Origin of the sequence: Fibrobacter sp. UWB16 (genome assembly GCF_900215325.1) — a bacterium.
Taxonomy (GTDB): Bacteria; Fibrobacterota; Fibrobacteria; order Fibrobacterales; family Fibrobacteraceae; genus Fibrobacter.
This window is the reverse complement of the sequence record NZ_OCMS01000002.1, coordinates 653,931-680,559: the sequence shown is the minus strand read 5'-3', so window position 1 is coordinate 680,559 and position 26,629 is coordinate 653,931. Positions and strand designations below refer to the sequence as shown.

Sequence of the window (26,629 nt, the reverse complement as noted above, 5' to 3'; positions counted from 1 at the left end):
TTTTCATTTACAAAGAAGTAAGAAAATTTTTAGGTTTATTTCACTCCCAATCTATCAACATCCCAAAGAATTAGCTAAATTATAACGCCTAGTTGTTGATAGATTATTAATCGGATGAGGATTGAAGATGCAGGTTGAATGGGAAAGATGCTTGAACTACCTCCACGGAATGCTGTCGGATACGGTATTCAAGACATATTTTGCACAGACCAAGCTTGTAAGCCAAACCCCAGGACACGCCATTATCGCAGTGCCCCCCGGACTTGACGTCAAAGTCTATGCCGCTTACAAGGACCTGATCCGCCTCGCCTGGAAAGACGTCTCCCACGATGATGCTCCGGTAGAATTTGAATTCCAGCCGCAAGACGTTTACCAGCCGCAAGTCAGCTCTTCTGACAACTCTTTCCGCGAATTTATCAAGCCGAGCGTTCCGCTTTCTGGCAGCTTCCGTTTCGAAAACTTCGTCCCGGGTGACAAGGCCCAGCTCGCCTTCAACGCCGCCCTCGCCGTCGCCAGAAATCCGGATGGAACGCAGTACAACCCGCTATTTATTTATGGTTCTTCCGGTCTTGGCAAGACGCACTTGCTCCAGTCCATCGGTAACTACATTCTCGAAGAAGACCCGACCAAGCGTGTGATTTACCTCACATCCGAAGACTTCTCGCAGCAGTACATGAAATGCCTGCAAGAAAAGCGCATCACCGAAATGTCGGACTTCTACCGCAACGAAGTAGACATTCTCTTGATCGATGACATCCAGAACTGGACAGGCAAGTACGAAACGCAAAACGAATTTTTCTTGATCTTTAACGCATTGCACCAGGCAGGCAAGCAGATTGTGCTTACGTCTGACGCTCCCGCTGCCGAAGTCAAGAACCTCTCCGACCGCCTCGTGAGCCGCTTCTCCTGGGGCTTAACTGTTGACATCCAGCCGCCTGACGTAGAAACCCGCGAAGCCATCCTTCACAAGAAGGCCGAAGAACGCCATCTCGAAATCAGCGACGAAGTCATCCGTTACCTTGCTGAAAATATTGCAAGCAACGTGCGTTGCCTCGAAAGCGCCATCATCAAGCTCACGCTCCAATCGAGCCTCATGAGCCACGACATCGACATGAACATCGCACAGAAGGTCGTCACCGAAATCGCCCCGACGCTCCGTCGCCGCGTAAGCCTTGACGCCGTGCTCCATGCCGTATCGCAGCATTACGAAGTTCCCGAAACCAAGCTCATCGAACCGGGCCGCGGCACCAAGGAAATCTCGAAGGCTCGCCAAGTCGCCATGTTCCTCATGCGCGAACTCTCCCCCATCAGCTTGCAGAGCATCGGCTCCCGTTTTGGTGGTAAGGACCACTCCACCGTCGTGCACGCCATCAAGAGCGTCAAGAAAGAAATGGAAACCGACCCGAGCTTTGCCCGCTTGATCGAAAGCCTCAAGAATACCATTCACGATTAATACGCCTTCGGCGCAGTTCTTAATTGTCATGCCCGTCTCCGAACGGGCATCTCCTTTATACAAAAAGCCTCGGGTTAAACCCGAGGCAAATTTTTTACAAACTTAACTGGATTGACTAAAGTCCCAACTCTTTGGCTCGGTTATAAAAATGAGCAAGCTCATTTTTGCAACACTCACCTCCTGAGTTGTCTTCGCATTCGCTCAGAATGACGCTTTGCTTCGTCATCCTGACACCGAAGGTGGAAGGATCCAGGGCAGTTCTATTACAAGCAGTGTGCGCGGAGGTCTTCGTCGCTAAGCGTGCTGAGGTATGCAGGCGGAACGTCGAGAACAGTCTTGCAACCAGTCTGGCCATTAGCCTTCATACGGAGAGCGGCACGAGCGTAAGCCACAAGAACGCTAGTCGTGAATTCCGGGTTGGAATCGAGCTTGAGGCTGTATTCGATCACGTGAGTGTGTTCCTTGTTCATGCCAGTCTTGCCGGTACGGATCACGAAACCACCATGAGCGAGACCGCTGTGGTTCTTGTTGAATTCTTCTTCGCTGATGAAGTTGACCGTAGTGTCGTATTCATCGAAGTAGTTCGGCATCGTCTTGATGGCGTTTTCGATGTAGGCCTTGTCAGCACCATCTTCGGCAACCACGTAAACGAGACGAGTGTGCTTCTGGCGAGTGGTGAGTTCCGGCATGGAACCGCTACGCACAGCTTCGAGAGCAGATTCCACTGGGCAGGTGTACTGCTTGGCGTTCTTCACACCCTTGATGCGGCGGACAGCGTCGCTGTGGCCCTGAGAAACACCCTTGCCCCAGAACGTGTAGTCCTTGCCTTCCGGAAGGATGGACTGAGCGTACACGCGGTTCAGGCTGAACATACCCGGGTCCCAACCGACAGAGATCATAGCAATCTTGTTTGCGCCCTTGGCAGCAGCGTCAACAGCAGCGAAGTGCTGCGGAATCTTGGCATGCGTGTCGAAAGAGTCGATCACGTTGAACATGGAAGCGTACTTCGGAGTGAGCACCGGCAGGTCCGTAGCAGAGCCACCGCAGATGATGAGCACGTCAACCTTGTCCTTCCATGCTTCCATTTCAGAGACGTTCAACACCGGAACGCCAGCCGTCTGGATCTTGACCGTCGACGGATCGCGACGAGTGAAAACGGCGACAAGTTCCATATCCGGAGCCTGCTTCACAGCGCATTCCACACCGCGACCGAGGTTACCGTAACCGAGAATAGCAATCTTTGCCATAAGATAATCCTTGTTAAAATTTTTTGCGTGGAAAATATAGGAATTAGACGAGAGACGAGAGACGAAAGACGAGAGAAATTCATGTAAAAATAGTAGGTATGAAAAACGTGCTCTAGAACACAAAAAGCGCCCCTATAATACAATTCGGAGTAATTTTTTATAGAAAAAGTCCCGCAACGGTAGAGAATGATATAATTTTCTTACAAAAGGACAAGGCGATTTTCATAAACCGCCTTTAAATTTTTTTTTGAAGGAGAAAAATATGAAAAATCATTTTTTGAGTGCTCTTAGCGCTGGTTTTCTGCTTTTCACAACATGTTTCGCACAGTCTGCAAATGAAATTGCCAAAAAAGTCCACGACTTGCCCTCCGGAAAAACATCATCCGGCCTTGTTTCTGTAACTCTGATTGATAAAAACGGCAAGACACGTAACCGCGAATTGGTTTCTTACACCATGAAGGACGGCACAACCGACAAGACTGTTCTAATGTTTAAAACACCGCGCGACGTGGCTGGCATCAGCTACCTCACCTATGACTACCCCGACAAAGCCGACGGCTCCACAGTCGATAGCGACAGCTGGATTTATATCCCAGCCATGAAAAAGGTACGCCGCGTTTCTGGCTCCAACAAGGACGACGATTTCCAGGGAACCGACTTCACGTACGACGATCTCGGCACCCGCAGCCTATCCAAGGACAACTTCGCCCTCCTTGGCGAAGAAAAAGTGAACGGCATCGACTGCTGGATTTTGGAAGCCAAGGCCAAAGACCCGAAGGCTAAAGTCAGCCGCCGAGTCACATGGGTGAACAAGAAGACCTTCGTCGTCCAGAAAGGCGAATACTTCGACAAGCAGAACCGCTTGCAAAAAACGCTTACCGCAGACGATATCAAACAGGTGAACGGCTACTGGACCACACTCAAGCAGACAATGACTAACGTCCAGACAAACCACAAGACCATCTACGAAGTCAAGAACCTCAAATACGACGAAAAGGTCAACGAGAGCTACTTCACAGTAAGCGCTCTTGAACGTGAACAGATTAAGTAGATAGAAAAGGACGGCAAAATATGAAAGTCGAAAAATTCAACAAATTTTTCGGCAAGGTCGGACAGGCGCAAATTCGCAACCGCTGGAAGATTCTTGCCGGATTGCTTATTGTCACGGTCATTTGCTGTTTAGGCTTGAGCAATTTTTCGCTAGCGCTTGGCGAAGAAGGCTGGTTCGGCAACTCCGATGAAATAACCATCAACACTAAAAAATACGAAGAAACCTTCGGAAACCTGAACGGGATTGGCGTCCTTGTCGTAAAGCAAGGCGAAGGCGATGTCTTTAGCGAAGACATGCTGAAAGTCATCGAAAAAATCGGCAACCGCATGCGTGATGAAATTCCGTTTGCAGACCGATTGACCTCCATCGTCGAAGTCGATATTCCTGTCGGCAATGACGAAGGATTTTCGATTGTAAAGCCCTATGAAAACGGTATTCCTTCAGATTCCGCGGGGCTTGCAAAAGCACGTGATCTCGTGATGCGCGGGAGCGAAAAGACGAATGCGCTCATCAATTCGCTTGTCAGCGATGATGGCAAAGAAACGTGGATTTCCCTTTCGCTCCATCCGTTCAAAGGAAAAGAGCTCGAAGAAAAGTACGGTGGGGACAACACCGAAGTTTCAACAGACATCGGCTACAAGCTGATGAACATCATCGAAAGCGAAGAATTCCAGAACAAAGGATTCAAGCTTTACGGTGGTGGCATGCCTTACGACAGCGCTAACGAAGACCGTTATGAAGTTCCCGAATACGGTGTAAGAGTCCTCTGCAGCATTGTCGTGATGCTCTTGTTCTTGGCGATTTGCCTGCGCAACGTATTTGGCGTGATTGTTCCGGCTGTGGCAACGATCAGCGCAATCGCCACAGTTTTTGGAGCGATGTCGTTTTTTGGAGAAAAAGCAGACTCCGCTCTTGTGACTTTACCGGTTGTCCTTGGCATGGCACTTGCAGTTGGCTATTCCGTACACTACATCAAGATGTTCAAGTTGCATTTTAGACGCACGGGCAAACGCAAGGAATCCGCCATCAAGTGCGTCGAAGAATGCGGATGGCCGGTGCTGTTCACAGTTCTTACAACCATGGCTTCGTTTATCAGCTTCCTGTTTGTGAACATGAAGCCCCTCGAATGGATGGGCAAAACATCAGCCTTTATCGTGCTCGCAATTTACATCTATGTTACCGTGCTCATCCCGATTCTGCTTTCGTTCGGTAAGGACCGCGCGCCCAGAGCTACTCAAGTTAACGGCGCCACAAAACTGGATCTGTCTTTTTCGAGATGGTCTAAGTTTGTCCACAACAGAAAGAAATCGTTCATTGTCATTAGCGCATTGGTTATTGCCGCATTCATTCCGGGGATGTTCAAAATCACGGCACAGCTCGATTACCTGACCATCACGGGCGACAAGATGCCATACATTCAAGAAGTCAAAAAAATGTTGGCACAAAAACTCGGCAATCAGTACAGCTACACTGTCATGATTTCTTACGACGAAGAAGGCGCTTTCAAGAAGCCCGAAAACATGAAAGCGCTTGTGCAGCTTGAAGATTATCTCGGCTCACTTTCGCTCACCAAATGGTCGGGCGGAAAGGCTCGCGTTACCTCAGCGACAAGCATCTTGAAGGAAATGAACCGCGCCCTCAACGAGGGTAAAGATTCGATGTACACCGTTCCCGAAGACGAATACGTACTTGCACAGCTGATGGAACTTTCATCGATTGAAATGCATAACGACTTCAGCGATGTCATGGATGACGATTTCAAGACAACCGTTGTCAGCGTGGACATGACGCAGTTTGCAACAGAAGAAGCCCTCGCCAACATGAATGCTTTGAAATCAAAGCTCGCCGAACTTTTCCCAAGCGCAAAATGCACCTTGCTCGGCGACATGATTCGCTATTCCGAGATGAGCAACCGCATTGTCTTTGGCGGTCTGAAATCCTTCGGATTCTCGCTTGTCATCATCGCCATCATGCTCATTTTCGCATTCTCTAGCCTTAAGCTCGGTCTTATCGGCATGATCCCGAACGTAGCTCCGGTCATTCTCGTGGGTGGTGTCATGGGATATTTCAATTACGCCCTTGACTTCAGCACCATCACCGTGATGCCCATGATTTTAGGTATTGCCGTTGACGACACCATCCATTTGACGACACACCTGAAAATGAAACATGAACAAATGGGTTCTAGCGAAAAGGCCATGGAAGCGACCTTCCGCGAAATTGGCGCAACGATGTTCCTGACGACCGTTATTCTGTGTTCCATGTTCAGCGTTTATCTGTTCAGCCCCATGCATTTCTTGGCGGTTCTTGGTGTACTCATTATCGTCGGTCTTTCAAGCGCATTGATTGCCGACTACACGATTACCCCAGCCCTTTTACATGTGGCAAAACCCTTTGGCAAAGAAAAGGAGGAAGTATGAATAAGCAATCCTTTTTCACAACGGCAATCCCAGCCATAGCATTCGCAACAATGGTTCACGTTTCGGCCCCAACGCTTCACGCACAAGAAATCGCATTTAGCGGAAGCCTCACAACCCAAACGGGCATAGGCCTCCCCAACGCCCACAAGCAGAAAGGCGATTTTTTGCTCGGCCAGACAATTTTCGATGGCTCCGTCAAGGCATTCTACGACGAAGCCATGATTTATGTAAACGGCCAATTAATCCACGATGCCGTTGGGAGCCAGTCTTCTAATGGAATGTCTGGATTCGCTGACGAAGACGGATCTTTCGCATTAAAGTTGAGAGAAGCCTATATCGACTGGAAAAGCGGAATATTCGCACTCCGTATCGGTCGCCAGATAGTCTCATGGGGAAAAGCCGACGACATCCAAATTACCGATGTCGTGAGTCCCTTTGATGAATCAAGAGTAGTCGCAAGCGATTATAACGAATCCAAACTCGGAATAGATGCAGTACGTTTGTCTCTCTTGACAGACAAAGCCCAAGTCGATGCATACTACATTCCGTTCTTTACGCCGAGCATTCTTCCGCTCTCAGCCGGGAACCCACTCCGTGCCCGCATGTTCCCAGACCAAATGGACGGAATTCAAATTTTTTGCCCATATTTCTATGACGATTTTGAGCTTCCCCACAAAGACATTTACAATAGCGAATACGCCATTCGTGCAAGTTTCTACACATCTGTAGCAGACCTGTCTTTGTACGGATTCTATGGCTGGGATGACACGCCATTTATTAAATACTCGCCCTACTTTTACGTGTACCCGGAATCCTCAGAGGATGTCGGCATGATTGATGTTACAGGCAAATACAAACGCATGGCCATGATTGGTGCCGATGCAGCAATCCCTGCAGGCGATTTTGTATTCCGTCTAGAAACGGCGTTTTTCCCAATGCGGCATATTCAGACAACCGCAGATTACCAAATTGAGCAATTCTTTTACGAAGAGAACGTTACATCAAGCAAGAAAAGGCACCAGCTTGTAAGCCTTGTCGGTTTCGATTGGACATTGAGCGACGGCTGGACGATTACCGCACAATACATTTCAGATGTTGTTTTCAAGTACAGAAAATACTTGGACCGCAAGCAGTACGAACACCAAGCAACCCTCAGCATAGAAAAGACTCTCCTAAACGAGACTCTCACCATTTCTGCTTCTGGGGCACTTGATTTGTGCAACTACTCTACAGCAAGCGAACTCGAATTCGACTACAAACTAACAGACGCCATTACCCTCAGCCTTATCGGCGATTTATATTTGGAAGGCCCAGACGGCAAGGATGGAATGTACGGCCAATACCGCGATTTCAGCAGTGTTACGTTCAAGGGTAAAGTTTCGTTCTAATTTCATGTGGGATGTTTTATGAATAGGTTTATTTTAGTTTTACTATTAATAGTTTGTTCTGCGCTTTTTGCCGAAGAGCCTACTCCACAAAAAAAATCCCCTCTGGAGTTTACACTCACAACATCGGCAGCGTATTACCCAATGGTCGACCATAAAACAGGTTCCTCGCACTTTTCAGGGATTAGCGGTGCTTACGATGGTGTCGAAGCTGTTACTGAATTTGACGCCACCTACACCATGCCATTTTTGAACGGTTCAGACGAACTTACCATGGACAACCATTTGGCATTCAAGCTCGGGCTAGAACTATCTCCTGTCACCATTGCGCCTGTAGCCTCCGTGACATTTTCACCGATAGCGTTCCTCGAATTTGCTATCGGCGGAACCATTGGCACAGGCTGGCCACTCACCGACGACATACAAGGTCTTGCCAAACTTGACGAATCCAAGACCAAATACAAAGACCTAACGCCATTTGCACACTGGTATCTTTATACATGGGCAAGCGCCTGCTTTATGTTCGACTTGGCAGCTATCTGGGAAGGCGAATGGCATCATGTCGTCACGACCGCTACATACAAAGCGGGTTACCAAAAAATGACGGGCACAAAATCAACCGTCTGGGGTTGGCGAAATTCCTACGGTTTTGCAAACGGATGGGTGTACGAACAGGAATATTTCCTGGGATACCAAATGCCACTCAAGGTTTCAATGGCTGGCATTGGAGCAACTCTTTGGGGAAATTACCAGAGCAGCGATTACGGCAAATTTTCGAGCAATTACGATGGCGACTTTATGACCATCGATATTTGGCCCATGGTAGAAATCAAGATTAGCAAGAAAGACTTGCTATATGTGCTAGCCGACTTTAGAGCGCGTCGCAGTTTCCGTGAAAAATACGATGACGATGCCCACGAACCATTCATGACAAAAACAGGCCGCGAATGGTTATTCTATTCCATTGCAGCCCAGTGGAAACACACGTTCTAAAGAACTAAATTCCAGTAGATCCAAAACCGCCACGGTCAGCGCCATCAAGTGCGCCTTCCACAAACGTGAGCGTCGGCTGAATTTCCATGATGCGGAACTGCGCAATGCGGCTCCCTTTTTCAATGGTAACATCGCGGGTCGCATACACGGGCATTTTCCACCAATCGTTTGCACCACAGTAGCTCGAATCGACCACGCCCACAGAATTCGCCTGCAAAATGCCAAAGTTCTTGAACGTAGAACTGCGCGGTGCAATATGCGCTTCATAGCCCTCGGGCAACTTCATCGCAACACCTAAATGAATCAGGCGGAATTCGCCCGCCTTGAGCGTCACCGTTTCTGCAGCAGCGAGGTCAATCCAGTCGGACTTGCCGCCAACGTAAGTGAGTTTCGGGATGGAATCGTCTAGGTACTGAATTTTAATGATCTTTGTGGTCATGATGCAAATATAACATTCCCAATTGCCTACCGCACTACATTTTACAGAAAGCAACAGCCTGTTTCTTGATTTTGCATTAGAGCGTTGATATATTTGACGCTGTAATCGAACAAAGGAGTTTCCATCAAGACGTTGCTCGACTTTTTGCTCACGCACATGCCGAATCCCGACAACACGCCCGATGCAGAACGCCGCAAGACCTTCGATTCGTACCTCTCGCAGTTAAAGCATTGGAGATAAGTAGGCACACCGCCAAAGGTACATCTTTGCAAGACGCAAAATGTACATCATGCGGGCGGGGCCCCAGCTCGGAGTTGCGAAGGCCGCACGGGCCCCTCCCTGCACCCTCCCCATCCTTGGCCGACGCAACCATTATCACAACGAACTTTCTCTACACCATTATTTCAAAACCAACAATCTCGCTTATTCTCATAAAAATTGCAATAATAATTTTTATGCAATTTCATTTCAAAAAGGTTTTGTTATATTAAAGGCATGGAATGGAACGAAGAACAGCTTAAAGAACCGCGTTTAATTGATATCCCTATCGCTCACGACCAGCGAGGCAACTTGAGCGTTGTCGAAGGCGGCGAACTCATCCCGTTTGATATCAAGCGCGTGTACTACCTGTACGACGTCCCGGGCGGAACAACCCGCGGGGGCCATGCCCATCGCAAGCTCCGTCAGTTGATCATTGCTGCTAGCGGCAGCTTCGACGTGATTCTGGACGATGGCAAGACGCGTTCCAAATATTCCCTGAACCGTTCCTATCACGGCCTTTACATCCCGACAATGCACTGGCGCGAAATCGAGAATTTTTCCTCGGGCGCTGTCTGCATGGTGCTCGCCTCCGAGCATTACGACGAATCCGATTACATTTACGAGTATGAAGATTTCAAACGCGAAAGTTTAGAGCATAAAGACTAAAAACCATCCCGGAACAATTCCAAGATGGCAAAAGATTCTCTAAAAAATTCAGAACACTTATTCCGATTTTTCAGACGATTTTTGAGCGGCTTCTTGTGCTGCTTTTTTTGCTTCTTTTTCAGCGGCGTGCTCTAAGCGAGCGGGCTTGCCAGCCAAATTGCGGAGCAAACCGAACAAAGCTGAGAGTTCGTTACGTGTCGGGTGCAAGCGCTGCAAGAGCGTGTTAAGGAAGCTATCGCGCCATGCCTGATCGTGATACTGGCCCGTGAGATAGCGGTCGAGGAACTTCTTGAAGCCGTCAATCTGCTGAATAGTTGCAGGACCCGTTTCGGCAACGCCTCGCGTTGTGCGCTTCGCGCGGCCCTCGCCGTTGGCGAGTGCCCCGGAACGGCAAAGTTCATACAAGCTAATCGAGACCGCTTGTCCAAGATTCAAGCTCATGAGTCCCGGCACCGGAATTTCGCACTGGTACGTGCAAGCGTTCACTTCTTCAAGCGCAAGCCCACAAGATTCACGACCGAACACGAGAGCAATCGTTCCGTCTTCGGGAAGCATATCAGACAAGTTCTGCACCATCGTATGCTTGATAGAACTTGCAAAAATACGGCGGCTGTAAGCGACAGCGCAAGAGCAATCGCCAATGGCATCTTCAAACTTGTGGACTACTTTTGCGTTATCCAGAATATCATGGCTATTGGCGGCCGTATGGTAAGATTTGTCCAAGACTTTGTCGCGCTTCGGATAGACAATATAAAGTTCCGGCAATGCATAGCAATGCATGGCTCGTGCGACAAAACCCACATTGTGCGGGTGTTCCGGTTCTACTAAAACAACTCTAAATTTACGCATAATCAAAAACTCTTAAAAGATCTTCCTGAATCCTTCACTGCGCTACGCTTGTTCAGGATGACGCCTCACTGACTACCCACTTAAATCCTTTTCCACGGATCTCGTTTTCGATGGTCTCGCCGGGTTGAATTTCGGCACCTTTAAAAATCACAGAATGAGCAATTTTCACACCGTCAGGAATGACAACGCCGGGTTCCACAACCGCTTCATTCTTGTCGCGGCCACATTCCACCAAACGCGCTTCCACAGCAGCCATGAGACCTTCAGGCGAACCCATGTCAATCCAAGTAGCATGCAACTGCGACATATCGACAAACGGCGCACGGCCAGCCGCAATTTCCTGTTTCCAGAATTCACGGATATCAAATTCGCCGTCACGAATCCGAGACAAAGCTTCATCGCTGTACCACGAGATTCCGGAGAATGTCGCTGCAGTTCCTGTATCTGCACCGAAACGTCCGGCAACGCCCGCAAGGCAACCATCAGCCCCTACGCGGAACGTGTTCACCTTCGGGAAATCGACCGCCAAAAGAGCAGCCTCACAGCGGTTTGAGCCATCAGCCTTCCCCGCTTCGTACGCAGCTTGTGCATTCCGCACAAACGCACCCAAGTCAAAATTGCAGTACGCGTCGCCATTCATAATCAAGAGGCCTCCGCGATACCCCGCCGCATAAATCCGGCGCAACGGGCCTGCCGTTCCGAGGATTTCAGGCGTTTCGACCCAGACTTTTTCAAAGCCAAGGCGCTTTCCTTCGCTTACAATCTGGTCGGCCAGGTAATGCGCATTCGCGTGCAAGCGAACATCGCCAAGCGACTTCGCCCGCTCCATCTGGATTTCGAGAATGCTCCTGTCATAAACGCGAACCAACGGCTTCGGGATTTCCGACGTCAAAGGTCTCAGCCTTGTGCCAAGCCCAGCCGCTAAAATCAACACGTTCAATTTATCGTCAGCTCGCGTCATAACACAGCCTTAATTAGACCATTGCAGCGCTAAAGGAGGCGTTGCAGATAAGCGTTTCGCCCTGCCAGATTTCGCCAGTGTACTTGTAAATGCCATGGCGAGCCATCACGAGCGTAGCCTTGAGCGTCAAGTCCTGCGGCGGGATCACCGGAGCGCGGAAGCGGCAGTTTTCGACACCCATGAATGCCGGGCGCTTGCCTTCGACATCGGCCTTCTTCGCGATCATCGTCAAGAGCGTTGCGGCCTGAGCCATGGATTCGATCTGAATCACGCCCGGGAGCACCGGATTGTTCGGGAAATGACCGTCAAAGAACTTTTCCTTGCCCGTCACGTGCCAAACAGCAACGATAGACGGCTGGTCACCTTCGGTGATTTCCTGAATTTCGTCCACGAAAGCAAACGGAGCCTTCTGAGGGAGGAGGGCATGTACTTGTTCTTCATTGTAAAGCATAGGGCAACACCTTTTCTAAGATTGTTCTGTGGCTCAAGTGACCACCGTTGATGATTTCCAGACGAACTTTCGGGAGTGCGGGCTTTGCAAAGCAAAGGTCTCCCAACAGGTCGAGGATTTTATGACGAGCGGGTTCATCGGCAACTCTAAACACGGGGGCTACAGCCTCCGGAGAATTGTCAAGCAAGAGCCCACAGGATTCATCCACCCCGCCAAGCAAACCTGCCTTGCGGGCTTCGTCAAATTCGTTTTTTAAAATGAAAGTTCTCGCCGCAAAGACATTGTACAAGTCTTCTGCCGAGTAAATGGAAACATTCGCCGCCGACTTAAAGACGCGACCGTTTTCGTTTCGTTCCAGGATGTATTCCACTTCGAACGCTTCGCTCGGCATGATTTTCACGGAACCGTAAGGCTTTTGAGCTTGAGCATCATCAGCGACATCCGTGCGGAACAAGTCCCACGAAGTATGCACGGGAACATCGTAAAAAGCGAGTTCTTCGGGCGCACCCACATTTCTGCGAAATTCGCTAAAGAACGGAAGCGCACTGCCGTCCATCAGCGGGACTTCAGCAACACACCCTTTTTCACTTTCTTCGTTGCAGGCGACATCGACCACAAAGCGGCGAGACGGCCACATCAAGAATACTGGTGCAAGGTGTTCCGGGGACGCAAGAGTCAATGCTTGAGCGCCTTCGCCCAATTCGTAAATTGCGGTACGGGCCACGCTAAACTTCAAATCCGTGAAGCACTTTGCGCAATCGGTACTGTAAAAAGAACGACCGCCCACGCGCCATTCAACGCGAGGCTCCAGTTGCGGATTGTACTCCTGGACCTCAATTTTTACGTTCGCCTTGCCATAAGACAAAGACGCAGAACTAAATTCCCACTCACGCGGGCTTTTACGAGAATCTTTTTTCATTTAGATAACGGGAATTTATAAAATTATTTCTTGCCCATCATTCGGAGTTTCACGACGGAGCGGCGCCAAACGTCAATTTCTTCGGCCGGGTAGCCCGCGTAAACCTTGCCCGCCTTGAGGCTCTTGGTCACGCCCGCCTTGGCTGCGACTTTCACACCCTTACCAATCGTCAAATGCCCCGCCGACTGCACACCACCAGCGAATTCCACGTCATCTTCCATAATCACGGAGCCCGCCACGCCAGACTGCGACGCCATCATGATGTTGTTCCCAAGACGGCAGTTATGCGCCACTTGCACGAACGTATCGAAATGGCAATCATCGCCAATCACCGTCGGAGAAACAAAGCCTGCAGCGACCACATCATTAGCGCTAAAGCTACAGCGGTTCCCAATGTGGACTCCCGCCAAATGCGGCACCATACGACGTTTGCCTTCGTACTCATAAAATCCAAAACCACGAGGACCCACGACAACGCCCGCCTGGAACACGCAATCTTCGCCAATCGTCACACGCGGGTAAACAGTCACACTCGCTTCAAGAATCGAGCCTGCGCCAATCGTAGCGCCTTTCATCACTACGCAATTCGGGCCGATAACAGCATTCTCGCCCACCACGCCCTCGACAACCGCCGAAGCATGAACTTGTGCAGAAGCTGCAATTTTCGTTTCTTCAAAAACTTCTCGACGTTCCACAAATTCCTTCATGAACGTCACCATCGCATGGTACGGACTTTCAACCGGGCATACAAAATGCACATTCGGCAAAAGTTCCGAGTGACCATCCACGCAATATTTTTCGTACAAACTCGGTACAAAGAGGAGTCCAGCCGTAACGCCCGCAAAAGCACTTGCGCTCACGCCACCGGCATTCCCTGCAAGCCCCGTTTCTGTTTTGGCATCGCCAGTCCAGAACGAGACATCGTGCATTCCCGCCTGATCCAGCGAAGAAAATCCAGTCAGTTCAAAATTTAAAACGCCCTCGTTCGAAGGCATTTTAAGATTCATCGTTTCAAGAATTTCAGATAAAGAAACCGAAAACATCATTCCTCTAACGTGAGCATGCGCACCTGGCTTGCAAAAGCGATGGTAACATGTTCGCCCACTTTACCACTCAAGTCTTCACCATCCAGCTGGATGTATTCGTCATCTGCAAGATCAAGTTGCAGAGAACGCACCTTATGCGACTTGAGCAAATACTTTTTCATGATATAGCCAACGACCGGAATGTTTCCAACCGCAATCGCAAGCAAAAAGTTCAGCATATTCGGCACGCAGACCACTTCCAAATAGCCATCAGCCATGTTGGATTTAAAGAACGGGTTGGCGCCACTGGCAAAGCTCGGGATATTCCCGACAATGACGGTCTTGTGGCCCGTCAAATCAACACATTCCTCATGATCTGAATTTTGCACTTTCATGGAAATCCGACCACGCTTCAAGTAATACGCCCTATCGGCAAAGAATCGCTTAACGTAATGCAATTTATTTGCAACTACGGAATTCGAAGAAATAACGCCTGTTGCACGGTCCTGGTTAAAATCGTGCGCAATACGCGCATCAATACCCGCCGAGAAATAGTTTGCAAGCGCATACTTGCCGTTCACGGTCCAAATATCAAACGGCCTAGACTTCGCCATGAGGAGCCTACGCACCAGATATAGAAGTCCCTTATCCACAAACGGCTTGTAAAGTCCAAGCACGCGGGCCAGGTCGTTGCCAGTACCAAGCGGGATAAGTCCGATCTGAACCTTGTCCGCAAACCTGGACTCAAGCATAATCGAAAGCACCGACGATACCGTTCCATCGCCGCCAACTGCCACAAGCGTTTCTGTCGAGGAAAGCGCCGTCAGGATTTGTTCATCCATTCCTTCCTTGCGCGTAAATTCAGACTTCCACTCGTCTGATTTAAAATCCATCGACTCCATAATTTCAGGAAGAAACTTATGGATGACCTTACCTTGTCCACCTCCACTCACCGGATTTATTAGGAAAAAGAACTTATACATCTTTTAGAAGTTCATCCTTTGCGTCCAAGTAGTGTTCTACGCCAATCTTTACGTTTTTAATTTCGTCTGCAGTCAGTGTTCTAGCGATGTGCGCCGGAGATCCCACGATCAAAGAATTTTCGGGGAAATTTTTTCCAGCCGTCACAAGAGCGCCTGCACCGACAATGCAATTTTTCATGATAAGGGCTCCATCCATGATAATTGCACCCATGCCCACAAGAACATTGTCTTCAATCGTACAGCCATGGAGCACAGCACCGTGACCAACAGTCACCTCGTCTCCAATGTTTACGCCGACACCCGTCGAAACATGAACACTCACATTATCCTGGATATTTGTACGCTTGCCAATCTTGATTTCTGCCAAATCGGCACGCAACACGGCATTGTAAAACACAGACGAATCATCGCCGATGCACACATCGCCCACAAGGCATGCACCTTCGGCGATAAATACGCGCTGCCCCACCTGCGGGGCTTTGCCTTTATACTTAATTATGGAACCCATAGTTTCAATTTACAAAAATACATGAATAGATGAAACAGAATAATTTTTAAAAAAGCTTTGTTTTTCAATACCAAAAACGCCGTTTTTGCTCAATTTGTTCTATCTTATTGTGTATGAACGAAATACATGGGATCGATATCAAAAATATTTTTGAAGCTCAAGGGGAAAATCGCTGGAAAATAGCCCAGACGAGCGCCAAGGAGCGTATCCAGAAGCTGAAAAAGCTTCGTGAAGCCGTCGTGAAGCACCAAGAAGAGTTTTACGAAGCGGTTTGGCAGGACTTCCACAAGCCCCGTTTCGAAGCTTGGCTCAGTGAAATTTTCCCAACCATCGAAGAAATCGACCACACCATCAGCCACCTAAAAAAGTGGATGAAGGACAAAAGCGCAAGTCGCGTGTTCTTTTTGCCCACGTCCAAGAGCCGCCTCCACTACGAGCCCAAAGGCCGCGTGCTTATTTTTGCGCCGTGGAACTATCCGTTCTTGCTACTCGTGAACCCGATTATTTCAGCAATTGCGGCAGGCAACGTGATTATGGCGAAGCCTTCACACAAGACGCCGCACGTAAGCGAAGTTCTCGTGAAAATGTTTAATGGACTTTTCCCTGAAAATGAAATTGCACTGATTGAAGGCGAAGGAGCTGAAATTGGAGACAAGTTACTAGAGCTTCCGTTCGACCATGTATTCTTTACAGGGAGTCCGAAGGTCGGCGCACACATTGCAGAAATGGCAGCCAAGCACCACGCGAGCATCACGCTTGAACTTGGCGGAAAGTCGCCCACGATTCTACTCCCCGGCGTTAACGTCAAGAAGCATATCAAGCAAATAGCCTGGGGCAAGACGCTAAATGGCGGGCAGACCTGCATTGCACCTGATTACGCCCTTTGCCCTGAAGACAAAGTTCAGGAATTTGCAGCAGCATTTGCCGAAGATATCAAGCGCAGATTCGGCGATACCGAAGCCAAGCGCCATGAATGCAAAGACTTTGTACACATCGTCGACAAGCGCGCCACAGAGCGCCATGCCGCACTCATCAAGGATGCAATTGCCAAAGGCGCTAAGCAAGTCATCGGCGGAGTGAGCGATATCGAAAATTGCTACACGCCAGTTACAGTGCTTACCAACGTCACGCCCGACATGGAAATCATGAAGTCCGAAATTTTCGGACCGATTATGCCGATTATCGCCTACAAGAATCTTGACGAAGCGATTGCTTTTGTGCAAAGCCGCCCAAAACCGCTTGCGCTGTACATTTTCGGTACAAACAAACGCGATATCAATTACGTTCTGAGCCATACCACATCGGGTTCCACTTGCGTGAACAACACCATTATCCAAATCGAGAATCTTGAAGTTCCCTTTGGCGGTGTGGGCATGAGCGGTACCGGCAATTACCACGGATTTTTCGGATTCAAGACGTTTAGCCACGAGCGCAATATCATGGAACAGAAAGGGTTCGATGCAGTGACATTTTTCCACCCGCCTTATGGAATTGTTCCGGGCAGTTTGCGTTCCAAAATTCAAAACTTTGCAGAAAAAGCATTACGCTTTTTAAAGTCGATGTAGGAGGTCACTTATGGCATCTTTCCTTTACAGATTCGCCTGCCGCGCTTTCCAAAAAGCGTTCTTTGTCGGCGTTCACTTTATGCCATGGCGCGAGCCGCAGCTCATTCACGGCGCAGGGAGCTTAAAAGAACTCCCTAAGCACCTCAAGGCAAACGACATCGAAAAAGTTTTGCTCGTTACAGACGAATTCCTGGCCAAGACTGAGCATTTCCAAAACATCAAGAAGTACTTGGATGAAGCAGGAATCCATTACGCTATTTACGACAAGACCATCCCCAACCCGTCCATAGACAACATCAACGAAGCGGCTCGCATTTATCGCAAAAACAAATGCAAGGGGCTCGTCGCCTTTGGTGGTGGTTCTGCAATCGACTGCGCAAAAGGCGTAGGCATCCGCATTGCAAGGCGCTGGACGCCAATTACTTTTATGCGAGGGACGCTCCGCGTTCTTCGCAAGATCCCGTATCTCGTGGCCATCCCGACGACGGCGGGGACAGGGAGCGAAGCGACTGTGGCCGCCGTGATTTCTAATCCGCAGACACATGAGAAGTATCCGATTAACGATTTTGTCTTGATTCCAAGCCTTGCGATTCTCGATGCCAACATCACGCTCGACTTGCCTCCGAATCTTACAGCGACAACAGGCATGGATGCGCTCACGCATGCAATTGAAGCTTACATTGGCTACAGCAATTTCAATGGCAGTGCCGAAGCCGCAATTCTCGCCGGTCGACTGATTATTGAAAACATTCAAGACGCTTATCGCGATGGGCACAACATCAAAGCAAGAGAAAACCTGCAAAAAGCAGCATATCTCGCAGGATTTGCCTTTACGCGCGCCTATGTCGGTTATGTGCACGCCATTGCCCATAGCTTAGGCGGCATGTACCACACGCCACACGGACTTGCAAACGCCGTAATTCTACCGCACGTTCTGGAATTTTACGGAGAATCCTGCGAAGCCCGCCTTGGATTCTTTGCAAAAGCCATCGGCGCCGTCCCGGCAGAGCTCGACAACCATGAAGCATCCAAGGTTTTCATTATGCAAATCCGCGAGCTGAACCGATCTATGGAAATCCCAGAACACTTGGAATTTATCCAAACCGAGGACATTCCAAGACTCGCGAAGTCGGCAAGCAAGGAAGCGAACCCGCTTTACCCTGTGCCGAAAATATTAAATGCGAAAGAGCTCGAAACGCTCTATAAGATTGTCAAAGGAACAAAAATGTAATCCAAGATGGCGATGCCAGCTCGGTGGCCGGCATGACAAAATGGAAGCCAAGCCCCCAAGAGGCCGGCATGACATTCCTTACTTTACTTGAAATCGGTCTTTAATTTCTTGAGGGATGGCGAACGGCCGTCCCTTTTTCATATCCATGAGAACCCACTGCGTCTCGGATTCAAAAACGACCTTGCCATCGGAAACGCGTTCAAAGCGGCACTTGCGTACGCTCGCGACCTTGCTGTAGCCAGCGACCCAAGTCGTACCACGGATTTCATCGCCCAAGAACGCCTGATTCTTGTATTCCACAAACTGCGTATGGATCATCCAGCCGCAACCGAACTGGTACATGACATCCGTCGCACCGACAGAATCCGAATGGGCAATCGAAATATCCTGAACCCACTGCACCGCCCAAACATTGTTCATGTGCTTGTTTTCATCAATCATCTCGGGCGTCACCTTAAAAAGCTTTTCAAACTTCATCGGATTTGCATTTTCTTCCATCACTACAGCCATTATAAGCCTCCATTCGATACAAATGTAATAATAATCCAAATATTACGGTTTTTATTGCAATTATTCGCATAACATTCCCATTTTATGTTATTTTTCTTTGCGTTAAAACATTAAGTGAGAAAATCTATGGAATGGAACGATTTCACGAGCCTGACCGCAGAAAACATGCAGGCAATTTGGGACTTCAAGACTAAAGACCCGTTTTCAATTTTAGGTATCCACCCGCTCGAAACCGATCGCGGGATCAAGACCGTCATCCGCACCTACCAGCCGCAGGCCAGCTTTGTCCGCGGTGAATCGTGCGACGGCACTGAAGAATTTGATTTTGTGAAGCTTGGCGACACAGGATTTTTCGAAGCCATCCTCGACTTGGAATATAAGCCGTTCTTCTACAAGCTCATCATCAAGCAGGGCGACGGCATCGAATACACGCTCGTCGATCCGTATGCATTCTTGCCGGTCCTCAGCGACTTTGACCGCCACCTGATTGCAACAGGCACGCACTACGAACTTTATCGCAAGCTCGGCGCTAACCTCATCGAACACCAGGGATTCAAAGGCGTACACTTCGCCGTCTGGGCTCCGAACGCTCGTGCCGTTTCTGTAGTCGGCAACTTCAACAGCTGGGACGGCCGTCGTCACCAGATGCGCATGCTCGGCGCTTCGGGCATTTGGGAAATCTTCATTCCGAATCTTGGTGAAAACGAACTTTACCGCTTTGAAATTCACGGTGCCGACGGGAACCTCCATGTGAAGGTGGACCCGCTTGCAAAGCTCGCCGAAGTCCGCCCGGCAACAGCATCCATCACGACCCACCTCGACGGTTACGAATGGGGCGACGATCTTTACATGAAGACGCACTGGGCCACAAAGGTCTTTGGCGCTCCGATGAACATTTACGAAGTCCACGCCGGTTCCTGGCGTCGCGACCCGGCTAATCCGGACCGTTTCCTCAACTGGGACGAACTCTCCGAACGCCTCATCCCGTACCTCAAGGAAATGGGATACACGCACGTGGAATTCTTGCCGCTCGCCGAACACCCGCTCGACGAATCCTGGGGCTACCAGGTTACCGGTTACTACTCCCCCACGAGCCGCTACGGCACACCGGACCAGTTCCGCCACTTTGTGGACCTCTGCCACCAGAACGAAATCGGCGTGATTTTGGACTGGGTTCCGGCCCACTTCCCGAAGGATGCACACGCTCTCGGACGTTTCGACGGCACCGCCTGCTACGAGCACGCCGACCCGCGTCAGGGCGAACACCCGCACTGGGGCACATACATCTTTAACCTCGGCCGTAACGAAGTCAAGAACTTCCTCATTGCAAATGCGATGTACTGGCTCAAGGAATTCCACTGCGACGGTCTCCGCGTCGACGCTGTAGCCTCCATGCTTTACCTCGACTACGGTAAGGGTCCGGGCGAATGGGTGCCAAACAAGGACGGCGGCAACATCAACTATGACACGCTCGAATTCCTCAAGCACTTGAACAGCATCATGGGCCGCCTGACCCCGCATGCCATCCTCATCGCCGAAGAATCGACAAGCTTCCCGAGCATCACTCGCCCGCCAGAGCAGGGCGGTCTCGGCTTCCACTACAAGTGGAACATGGGCTGGATGAACGACTTCCTCTCCTACATCCAGCACGAACCGATCCACCGCAAGTACCACCACAACCAGCTCACGTTCAGCATGGTCTACGCTTATTCTGAAAACTTCATACAAGTTTTCAGCCATGACGAAGTGGTACACGGCAAGGGTTCCATGCTTGGCAAGATGCCTGGCGACAACTGGCAGAAGTTTGCAAACCTCCGCCTCACCTACGCTTTCCAGTACGCACACCCGGGCAAGAAGCTCAACTTCATGGGCAACGAATTCGGTCAGTTCCGCGAATGGAACGAAAAGCGTTCACTCGACTGGCACTTGGTCAGCTGGGATAGCCACGGCAAGCTCCTCGAAATGATGAAGGTCTTGAACCACATCTATAAGGAAAATGCTCCGCTGTGGGAAATCGACCATTACTACACCGGCTTTGAATGGATCTGGTGCGACGATGCCGACAATTCCATCGTAAGCTTTGTCCGTAAAGATGACCACGGCAACATGATTCTCTGCGTGTTCAACTTCACGCCAGTTGTCCGTAACGATTACCGTCTGGGCGCTCCTGCTCGCGGTGCTTGGAAAGAAATTTTCAACACCGATGCAGCCATGTTCGGCGGCTCTAACGTGGGCAATCTCGGTGAAGTCTGGACGCAAGACGTTCCGTGGCAGAATCGTGAATGGAGCTTGAATATCAAGCTTCCGCCTCTTGCAGCAGTCTACTTCAAACTCGAGAGATAATCGCGCCTTCGACGCAGTTATTAAAATCCCTGAATTTATTTCAGGGATTTTTTTATTGCTAATTCAATGTCACCGAGAGCAGGAGCATTATGGAAGACGAGCGGAACACGCCATCGTCATCGGACCAATACTCCGCAGAATTGAACTCGACAGATGCGCCCACGGCAAAGTGTTCACTTACCCACCAGTCCTTGCCTACTCCGACGTCAAAACTGAACGCCTTGAGCCCCGTATTGCCATTATACCTGCGGCAATCCAAATCGTAACCGGTCACGCCAAGCGAGCCACTGAAAAAGACGTTATTCCATTCAGGCACGTAATACGTAGCGCCACCCCCCAAGTACACAGAACTCAGAATATTGAATTCATGGTCCGTATATCTGGAAACGCCATACCAAGCCTCACGAAAGTTGGAATACATCACATATCCCAAATTCACATGCAACGCCACGTCTTGCATCACATAATAGCCCAGTTTTCCATGGAGCTTTGCGCCAAAACCATTCGCTATTATAGATTTTTCACCATCAGCGTTTTCAAATGAAGCGTAGCCAATTCCAGCAGATGCATTTGCAAAAATACCGTCATGCGTAAACGGCGCAGAAAGCGGCGCAGCAAAAGCGACGGTCGACACAAGCAGCAACAAAGAGAGGATACGTTTCATAATCTAATTCTAGTGACTAAATTAGAAAATTCAATACCTCACTCTCATTACATGCCAAGTAAAACCTAATGAAATGAATGGTGAATATCCTTTTGCATGCCCGAATTCAGGAGCATTGACATTCTGCATCCCAAGCTTTAGCCGCACGCCGAATCGGTTCCCTATCCCCGGCTCGAAGAAACTATCGATAGGCTTCCCGATCAGCTTCGGGAACAGAGCTTCGACATGAACACCAAAGCCATAGCGGAAGTAGCGTTCATGCTGGTACTCTGAATCATCTTTTCCCCGTTCTGGCGGGATTTCGATTGCCGCGAATCCAAGATTTCCCCAGACTCCGCTCTCAATATAATCCGTTTTCAGCCATAAAAAGCCAAGCTCCACGTGCGCACCAAAATCGCCCGTACCACATGAATCGCATTTAGCATCGAGTGTGCGAATGCTAACCCCAAGCCCTCCAAAAAAGTCACCCAAGTAAACATTAAAACCAAAATCCAAATAAAATACAGGGTCAAAGTCCGGAAAATCGCCAACCAAGAACGGCCGCCCAAAATCGGCATACGCATTGAACCGAATAGGTCCAACATCTTTAACAAGTTTTTGCGAATTTTTCTTCAACATTTCAGCACTTGTAAGAGTTGATGTTTGGGCGTTCACCGCATTCAAATCAACATCATATTTCAAGCGATGTGGAAAGTACTGCAGATTTTCAAAAATAGATGTATCGACTAGAGAATAGCATTCTTCAGAATAACCATCCATAAAGAAGATTCTCCTGACTGGCATAAGCTTTTCTTCAGGTTCATTCAAATGACTCATCATCCGCTGAGAAATTTTCCACGACGTATCCTGCGATATATCCGGCCCCACATACGCAAAAGAAAAGAGTTCCTTTTTCTCTTCGCCAGGCTTGGGTGTCACCCACGTTTTTGTTTCTTTGTCATAAACTTTGTCTACACGAATTTCATCGTGGATCAAGAAGAACCCCTTCACATTCATTGCGGAATAACGTTGTTCAAACACCTGTTGCAATTTTTCAGGCGCCTGCGTCAACAAGTCATTTTGCCGTTTCAGCTTGTAGTCAGACCATCCCATAAATGACTGGTACACTTCCGGAAAGTTCTTTTCGAATTCTGGATTGTACACATCAAAATATTCACGTTGCAGATATTCTCTTTGGATAAGCTTGCCATAATAGGCGACCGGGGCGGTTTCCAGCTTTTCGGCCACAGTTTGCATTTTAGAGAATTTGTCTATAACAGAACTAAACGATACACGCCAATCAGCAATGTTCCAATCCGCAAACGAAATCGAAAAAGCAACTAAAAGGAGTACAAGGCTACGCATTATCATTTTCACGATTCTCCTTTTATTGAAGGTTTTATTGAAAGTTCGAATTCAATAGACTTTTGGGATTAATATACACAAAGGGTGGTTTTGAAAACCACGCCTTTTACACACAAAAAAAGAACCCCGCACGTATGCGGAGTCCTTTTCAAGATTTCGAGAATCTAGTTTGCGAGCCTTAGCTCAACACCTTATTCCAAAGTGATGAGGGTAAGGGTGCGCTTGCCGACCTTGATACCCTTAGAGATATCGACAGTCTTAGCCTTCTTGGATGGGTCATTTGCCCAGCCTTCCTTAAGCTTTTCGGAGGTCTTGTCCAAAGTCTGGACCTTGGCCTTGCCCTTGAAGCCCGGAATGTCGAGCTTGATGTCGAATTCGCTGTACGGGCTCTTGTTCACGAGGAGGAGCTGCTTCTTGTTGCCGTTTACAGTGTAGTAAGCGGTGAGGAGAGCGTCTTCGTCACCCTTGATGGTGGTCTTCATGAGCTTGCCACGGAGAGCGTCGGAAGCCATCTGGAATGCCCAGTAGCTCGGGCGCGGGCAGTTCATGCATTCTTCACCAGAACGGGTCAAGTAACCGTAGTCACCGCCTTCCGGAGTGATGTCGTTGTGGATATCCCAGTACTGAGCGTTGTCGACGTTTTCAGTAGCGAGCATACCGAGGTAGTCAGCGACGAACAAGCCGTTTTCGACAGACAAGGTCTGCGGACCCGGGTTGAAGTCAACAGAGTTCCATTCGGTGAGCCAGAGTTCAATCTTCTTGCTCTTGTTGAACTTTGCAGTCCACTTGTCCACGACCTTGTGCAAACGTTCGTAGATTGCAGTGAGGGTCTGCGGAGCAGAGAGCATAGCGAAGTCGTTTTCTTCACCGAAGTGCTGCGGGTAGTGGTGGACGATAAGACCGTCAGCAATGTCACCCGTTTCAGCAAGGACCTTTTCGTTCCAGTCGCCTTCGAGAACGCCGAGCACAGCCACCTTGATGGTCGGATCAACTTTCTTCATGGCTTCGATGAACTTACGAGCGCGCTTACCATAGATGGTACCGCCGTCCTTACCATACTTTTCGTAATACGGATGCCAGTTACCGTAGATTTCGTTACCGATTTCCCAGTAGAGGATGCCGGCCTTCTTGTCGATGTTCGTGTGCTTGACCCAGTCAGCAGCTTCCTTTTCAGTGCCGGAACCGAAGTTCACAGTGAACATTGCGTTAGAGCCAGTCTTCTTCAACCATTCGAGGAATTCGTCGGTGTCGACCATCCAGTCGTGGTTGTCGAGGATTTCCTTCCAGTGGTCGTCATCAGCACGGAGACCACCCGGATAACGGATAATGCCGTGGTTGATGCGCTTTGCAAATTCACGAGTCTGAACCTTGAAGTTCTTGTTGTCGAGCATGTCGCCGTCCCAAAGGGCTGCGTTGATACCGAACAAGCCACCAGAGATTTCCGGGTTGAGAACTTCCTTTTCGCCCTTCACCAAGACCTTGATGACAGCCGGACGTTCCTTAGCCTTGACTTCACGCTGGTTGGTCAAGCGGACGTTATCGATCTTGAAGCCACCGGCAGTACCTTCGCCACTCGGCTTGAAGTCGAGGTTGACAACACCCTTGAGGTCAAAGATGCCGTTTTCGACAGCCTCAGGCGGCTGGTAGTACGGGAACTTGCCGAACGTGCGGAACGGAACGAGGAGGGTCGTCTTGCCCTTCGGAGCACCGACGTTGGAAACGAAGATTTCGTTGCCTGCATCCTGCACCTGGACGGTAATGGACTGCCAAGCCTTTTCGGAATAGACATCGAACATGAGGCCCCAGTGCTTGGTCCAGTCACGGTCAGCAGCCGGACGGCCAGACTTCTGCATGTCGAGCACAACGTCAACCCAGTCAGCAAGGAGGTAGTGTTCGATATTCAAGCAGTTGCTCTTGAATTCGGCGCAGTTTTCAACCTTGAACTTGAGCTGAGACTTCGGACCGGTGGACGGTTCCCACTTGTCCTTGGAGAACTTGCTTTCGAAGTCAGTGATCACGTAGTCCGGAGCGTTGGACTTGAAGGAATCCCACTTGAGATCCGGGTCCACCCAGTCGATGTTGGACGTGAAGGTGATCTGGTCCACAAAGACCGTCACAGGAGCCGGCTTGCCCGGTTCGCCTGCGTTTTCGCCCTTACCGACAGAGAAGCGGATTTCCTGAATCTTGTCCCACTTGATGTCCTTAGCGACTTCAGCAGACTTGTTTGCATCCCAAGCCTTACCCTTGTCGGTGAAGCGCTTGAGAGGAATCTTGGCGAGCTGCCAATCCTTGGAGACCTTGATCCAGTCGTTGAGGCCGACCTTGGTCTGGCTCTTGATGTCGTTGCCCTGGTTGTCGAGGATACCGACGTAGAGCTTTTCGCCGCCGAGCTTACCCTTGATCCAGAAGTAGAGACCGCCCTTGTCGCGAACCTTGGAGAGGTCAATGAACTTGCCTTCACCGAGAGAGTAGGTCACGCCAGACCAGTCGTTGTTATCGATGTACATGGCGAGCACGTTCTTGTTGCCCGGAGTCTTGGACTGAGCTTCACGCTGAGCAGTGAGACCACCGTAGCTGTAAGAGAAGCCCTTGACCTGGTTGTCATAGAACGTAGCGAGAGTCTTGGCCTTGCCGTCGAGCTTTTCCGGGTTCTTCGGGCCGTCAATGATATCATTGTTTTCGTCCCAGTAGACCATCTGCTTCTTCGGAGCAGCCTTCTTGTTGCCCTTCACGATTTCGATGTTGTCGATCCAGACTTCGAATTCGCTTGCAGCGCTCTTGTCAATGGAGAAACGGATTTCAGCAATCTTGTCCCAGTCGATACGAGACGGGAATTCGGACTTGCGGGTGTTGTCCCAGTAGAGACCACGGTCCGGGAAGTCCACGAGAGGAATGGAAACCTTCTTCCAATCCGTCGTCACAGCGCCGCCTTCGATGTACTTGTTCATCGGAAGCACGACCTGAGTCTTCTTGCCATCAGAAACTTCTTCGTCGAGGAGGCCAACCTTAACGGCTTCGCCACCATGCTTGCCCTTGATCATGAATTCGACCTTGGAGTCGAGCATGTACTTGTTCAAGTCGAAGAATTCGTTGTAAAGGCAGATGGAAGCACCGGAGTATTCCTTCGGGTCCAACTTGATGTTGAGGGCGGCCTTGGACTTGTAACCACCAGACTTGGTGATGGTAACGCCCTTGCTCGTGCCACCGTAAGAGTAGTCGTATCCACCCGGACGATACTGTTCATCGAAGAACTTGTAAACGGCCAGATGCGGCTTTTTCGGCTGAGCCATTGCAGCTGTAACGCTCAAGCCGAGGACGGCGAGCGAGGCAACTTTCAATGATTGCTTAATCATAATGTGCA

At 49.6% G+C, this 26,629-nt stretch carries 23 protein-coding genes; 10 read left to right on the top strand and 13 right to left on the bottom strand.

Annotated elements, in window-relative coordinates; translation table 11 throughout:
- The first annotated feature begins 127 nt into the window (after positions 1-127).
- Positions 128-1,453, top strand: a complete 1,326-nt coding sequence (dnaA, locus tag CRN95_RS08200) for a chromosomal replication initiator protein DnaA (RefSeq protein WP_097020592.1) — start codon at positions 128-130, stop codon at positions 1,451-1,453.
- Between the two features lie 263 nt (positions 1,454-1,716).
- On the opposite strand, the gene CRN95_RS08195 is transcribed toward dnaA, so the two are convergent.
- Entirely contained in the window at positions 1,717-2,700 is a 984-nt protein-coding gene (locus CRN95_RS08195; protein ID WP_097020591.1) for a diaminopimelate dehydrogenase, read from the bottom strand.
- Between the two features lie 262 nt (positions 2,701-2,962).
- On the opposite strand from CRN95_RS08195, the gene CRN95_RS08190 reads away from it, so the two are divergent.
- The 4 genes from CRN95_RS08190 to CRN95_RS08175 all read left to right on the top strand — a co-directional run bounded on the left by CRN95_RS08190 (position 2,963) and on the right by CRN95_RS08175 (position 8,549).
- Positions 2,963-3,751, top strand: coding sequence for an outer membrane lipoprotein-sorting protein (locus tag CRN95_RS08190; RefSeq protein WP_097020590.1), 789 nt, complete (start codon positions 2,963-2,965; stop codon positions 3,749-3,751).
- A gap of 20 nt (positions 3,752-3,771) precedes the next feature.
- Entirely contained in the window at positions 3,772-6,171 is a 2,400-nt protein-coding gene (locus tag CRN95_RS08185; RefSeq protein ID WP_097020589.1) for an RND family transporter, read from the top strand.
- Entirely contained in the window at positions 6,168-7,559 is a 1,392-nt protein-coding gene (locus CRN95_RS08180) for a DUF1302 family protein (RefSeq protein WP_097020588.1), read from the top strand. Before CRN95_RS08185 ends, CRN95_RS08180 begins: the two co-directional genes overlap by 4 nt.
- A 141-nt stretch (positions 7,560-7,700) precedes the next feature.
- Positions 7,701-8,549: a hypothetical protein gene (locus CRN95_RS08175; protein WP_097020587.1), complete on the top strand. Its 849-nt coding sequence runs from the start codon at positions 7,701-7,703 to the stop codon at positions 8,547-8,549.
- A gap of 4 nt (positions 8,550-8,553) precedes the next feature.
- Here the strand turns inward: CRN95_RS08175 and CRN95_RS08170 are convergent, their stop codons facing one another.
- Positions 8,554-8,988: a dUTP diphosphatase gene (locus tag CRN95_RS08170; protein ID WP_097020586.1), complete on the bottom strand. Its 435-nt coding sequence runs from the start codon at positions 8,986-8,988 to the stop codon at positions 8,554-8,556.
- A 132-nt stretch (positions 8,989-9,120) separates the two neighbouring features.
- Here CRN95_RS08170 and CRN95_RS08165 point away from each other — a divergent pair, with 132 nt between their 5' ends.
- Both CRN95_RS08165 and CRN95_RS08160 read left to right on the top strand, forming a co-directional pair.
- A complete protein-coding gene (locus tag CRN95_RS08165; protein ID WP_235002952.1) occupies positions 9,121-9,228 on the top strand; it encodes a zinc ribbon domain-containing protein in 108 nt (35 codons plus the stop codon).
- Between the two features lie 255 nt (positions 9,229-9,483).
- Positions 9,484-9,915 carry an FdtA/QdtA family cupin domain-containing protein gene (locus CRN95_RS08160; RefSeq protein ID WP_088629135.1) on the top strand — a complete coding sequence of 144 codons (432 nt, stop codon included), beginning with the start codon at positions 9,484-9,486 and terminating at the stop codon, positions 9,913-9,915.
- 57 nt (positions 9,916-9,972) lie between these two features.
- Here CRN95_RS08160 and CRN95_RS08155 read toward each other — a convergent pair whose 3' ends face one another.
- Genes CRN95_RS08155 through CRN95_RS08125 form a run of 7 tightly spaced genes read right to left on the bottom strand, consistent with a single transcriptional unit; the run spans position 9,973 to position 15,611 of the window.
- Positions 9,973-10,764: an RNA methyltransferase gene (locus tag CRN95_RS08155; protein ID WP_097020585.1), complete on the bottom strand. Its 792-nt coding sequence runs from the start codon at positions 10,762-10,764 to the stop codon at positions 9,973-9,975.
- A 52-nt stretch (positions 10,765-10,816) separates the two neighbouring features.
- Entirely contained in the window at positions 10,817-11,725 is a 909-nt protein-coding gene (locus tag CRN95_RS08150) for a sugar phosphate nucleotidyltransferase (RefSeq protein WP_097020584.1), read from the bottom strand.
- A gap of 13 nt (positions 11,726-11,738) precedes the next feature.
- Positions 11,739-12,176 (bottom strand): 3-hydroxyacyl-ACP dehydratase FabZ, encoded by a 438-nt coding sequence (gene fabZ, locus CRN95_RS08145; protein WP_014545193.1) that lies wholly within the window; start codon positions 12,174-12,176, stop codon positions 11,739-11,741.
- Complete coding sequence (locus tag CRN95_RS08140; protein WP_097020583.1) at positions 12,163-13,095, bottom strand: UDP-3-O-acyl-N-acetylglucosamine deacetylase; 933 nt, start codon at positions 13,093-13,095, stop codon at positions 12,163-12,165. The genes fabZ and CRN95_RS08140 overlap by 14 nt, the downstream gene beginning before the upstream one ends.
- Before the next feature lie 23 nt (positions 13,096-13,118).
- Positions 13,119-14,141: a DapH/DapD/GlmU-related protein gene (locus CRN95_RS08135; protein ID WP_235002951.1), complete on the bottom strand. Its 1,023-nt coding sequence runs from the start codon at positions 14,139-14,141 to the stop codon at positions 13,119-13,121.
- Entirely contained in the window at positions 14,138-15,103 is a 966-nt protein-coding gene (locus CRN95_RS08130; RefSeq protein ID WP_088629140.1) for a diacylglycerol kinase family protein, read from the bottom strand. The genes CRN95_RS08135 and CRN95_RS08130 overlap by 4 nt, the downstream gene beginning before the upstream one ends.
- The gene (locus CRN95_RS08125; protein ID WP_097020581.1) at positions 15,096-15,611 is read right to left on the bottom strand and encodes a gamma carbonic anhydrase family protein; all 516 of its coding nucleotides are present in this window, start codon (positions 15,609-15,611) and stop codon (positions 15,096-15,098) included. The genes CRN95_RS08130 and CRN95_RS08125 overlap by 8 nt, the downstream gene beginning before the upstream one ends.
- Before the next feature lie 113 nt (positions 15,612-15,724).
- Between CRN95_RS08125 and CRN95_RS08120 the strand changes: the two genes are divergently transcribed.
- Positions 15,725-17,176 carry an aldehyde dehydrogenase family protein gene (locus tag CRN95_RS08120; RefSeq protein WP_097020580.1) on the top strand — a complete coding sequence of 484 codons (1,452 nt, stop codon included), beginning with the start codon at positions 15,725-15,727 and terminating at the stop codon, positions 17,174-17,176.
- 10 nt (positions 17,177-17,186) lie between these two features.
- Positions 17,187-18,407 carry an iron-containing alcohol dehydrogenase gene (locus CRN95_RS08115; RefSeq protein WP_097020579.1) on the top strand — a complete coding sequence of 407 codons (1,221 nt, stop codon included), beginning with the start codon at positions 17,187-17,189 and terminating at the stop codon, positions 18,405-18,407.
- A 78-nt stretch (positions 18,408-18,485) separates the two neighbouring features.
- On the opposite strand, the gene CRN95_RS08110 is transcribed toward CRN95_RS08115, so the two are convergent.
- Positions 18,486-18,917 carry a thioesterase family protein gene (locus CRN95_RS08110; protein WP_015732505.1) on the bottom strand — a complete coding sequence of 144 codons (432 nt, stop codon included), beginning with the start codon at positions 18,915-18,917 and terminating at the stop codon, positions 18,486-18,488.
- Between the two features lie 126 nt (positions 18,918-19,043).
- Here CRN95_RS08110 and glgB point away from each other — a divergent pair, with 126 nt between their 5' ends.
- The gene (gene glgB, locus CRN95_RS08105) at positions 19,044-21,260 is read left to right on the top strand and encodes a 1,4-alpha-glucan branching protein GlgB (protein WP_097020578.1); all 2,217 of its coding nucleotides are present in this window, start codon (positions 19,044-19,046) and stop codon (positions 21,258-21,260) included.
- 58 nt (positions 21,261-21,318) lie between these two features.
- Here glgB and CRN95_RS08100 read toward each other — a convergent pair whose 3' ends face one another.
- The 3 genes from CRN95_RS08100 to CRN95_RS08090 all read right to left on the bottom strand — a co-directional run bounded on the left by CRN95_RS08100 (position 21,319) and on the right by CRN95_RS08090 (position 26,621).
- Positions 21,319-21,924, bottom strand: coding sequence for an outer membrane beta-barrel protein (locus tag CRN95_RS08100; RefSeq protein WP_097020577.1), 606 nt, complete (start codon positions 21,922-21,924; stop codon positions 21,319-21,321).
- Between the two features lie 30 nt (positions 21,925-21,954).
- Positions 21,955-23,274, bottom strand: coding sequence for a hypothetical protein (locus tag CRN95_RS08095; protein ID WP_097020576.1), 1,320 nt, complete (start codon positions 23,272-23,274; stop codon positions 21,955-21,957).
- 185 nt (positions 23,275-23,459) lie between these two features.
- Entirely contained in the window at positions 23,460-26,621 is a 3,162-nt protein-coding gene (locus CRN95_RS08090; protein WP_097020765.1) for a carbohydrate binding domain-containing protein, read from the bottom strand.
- Positions 26,622-26,629: the final 8 nt, after the last annotated feature.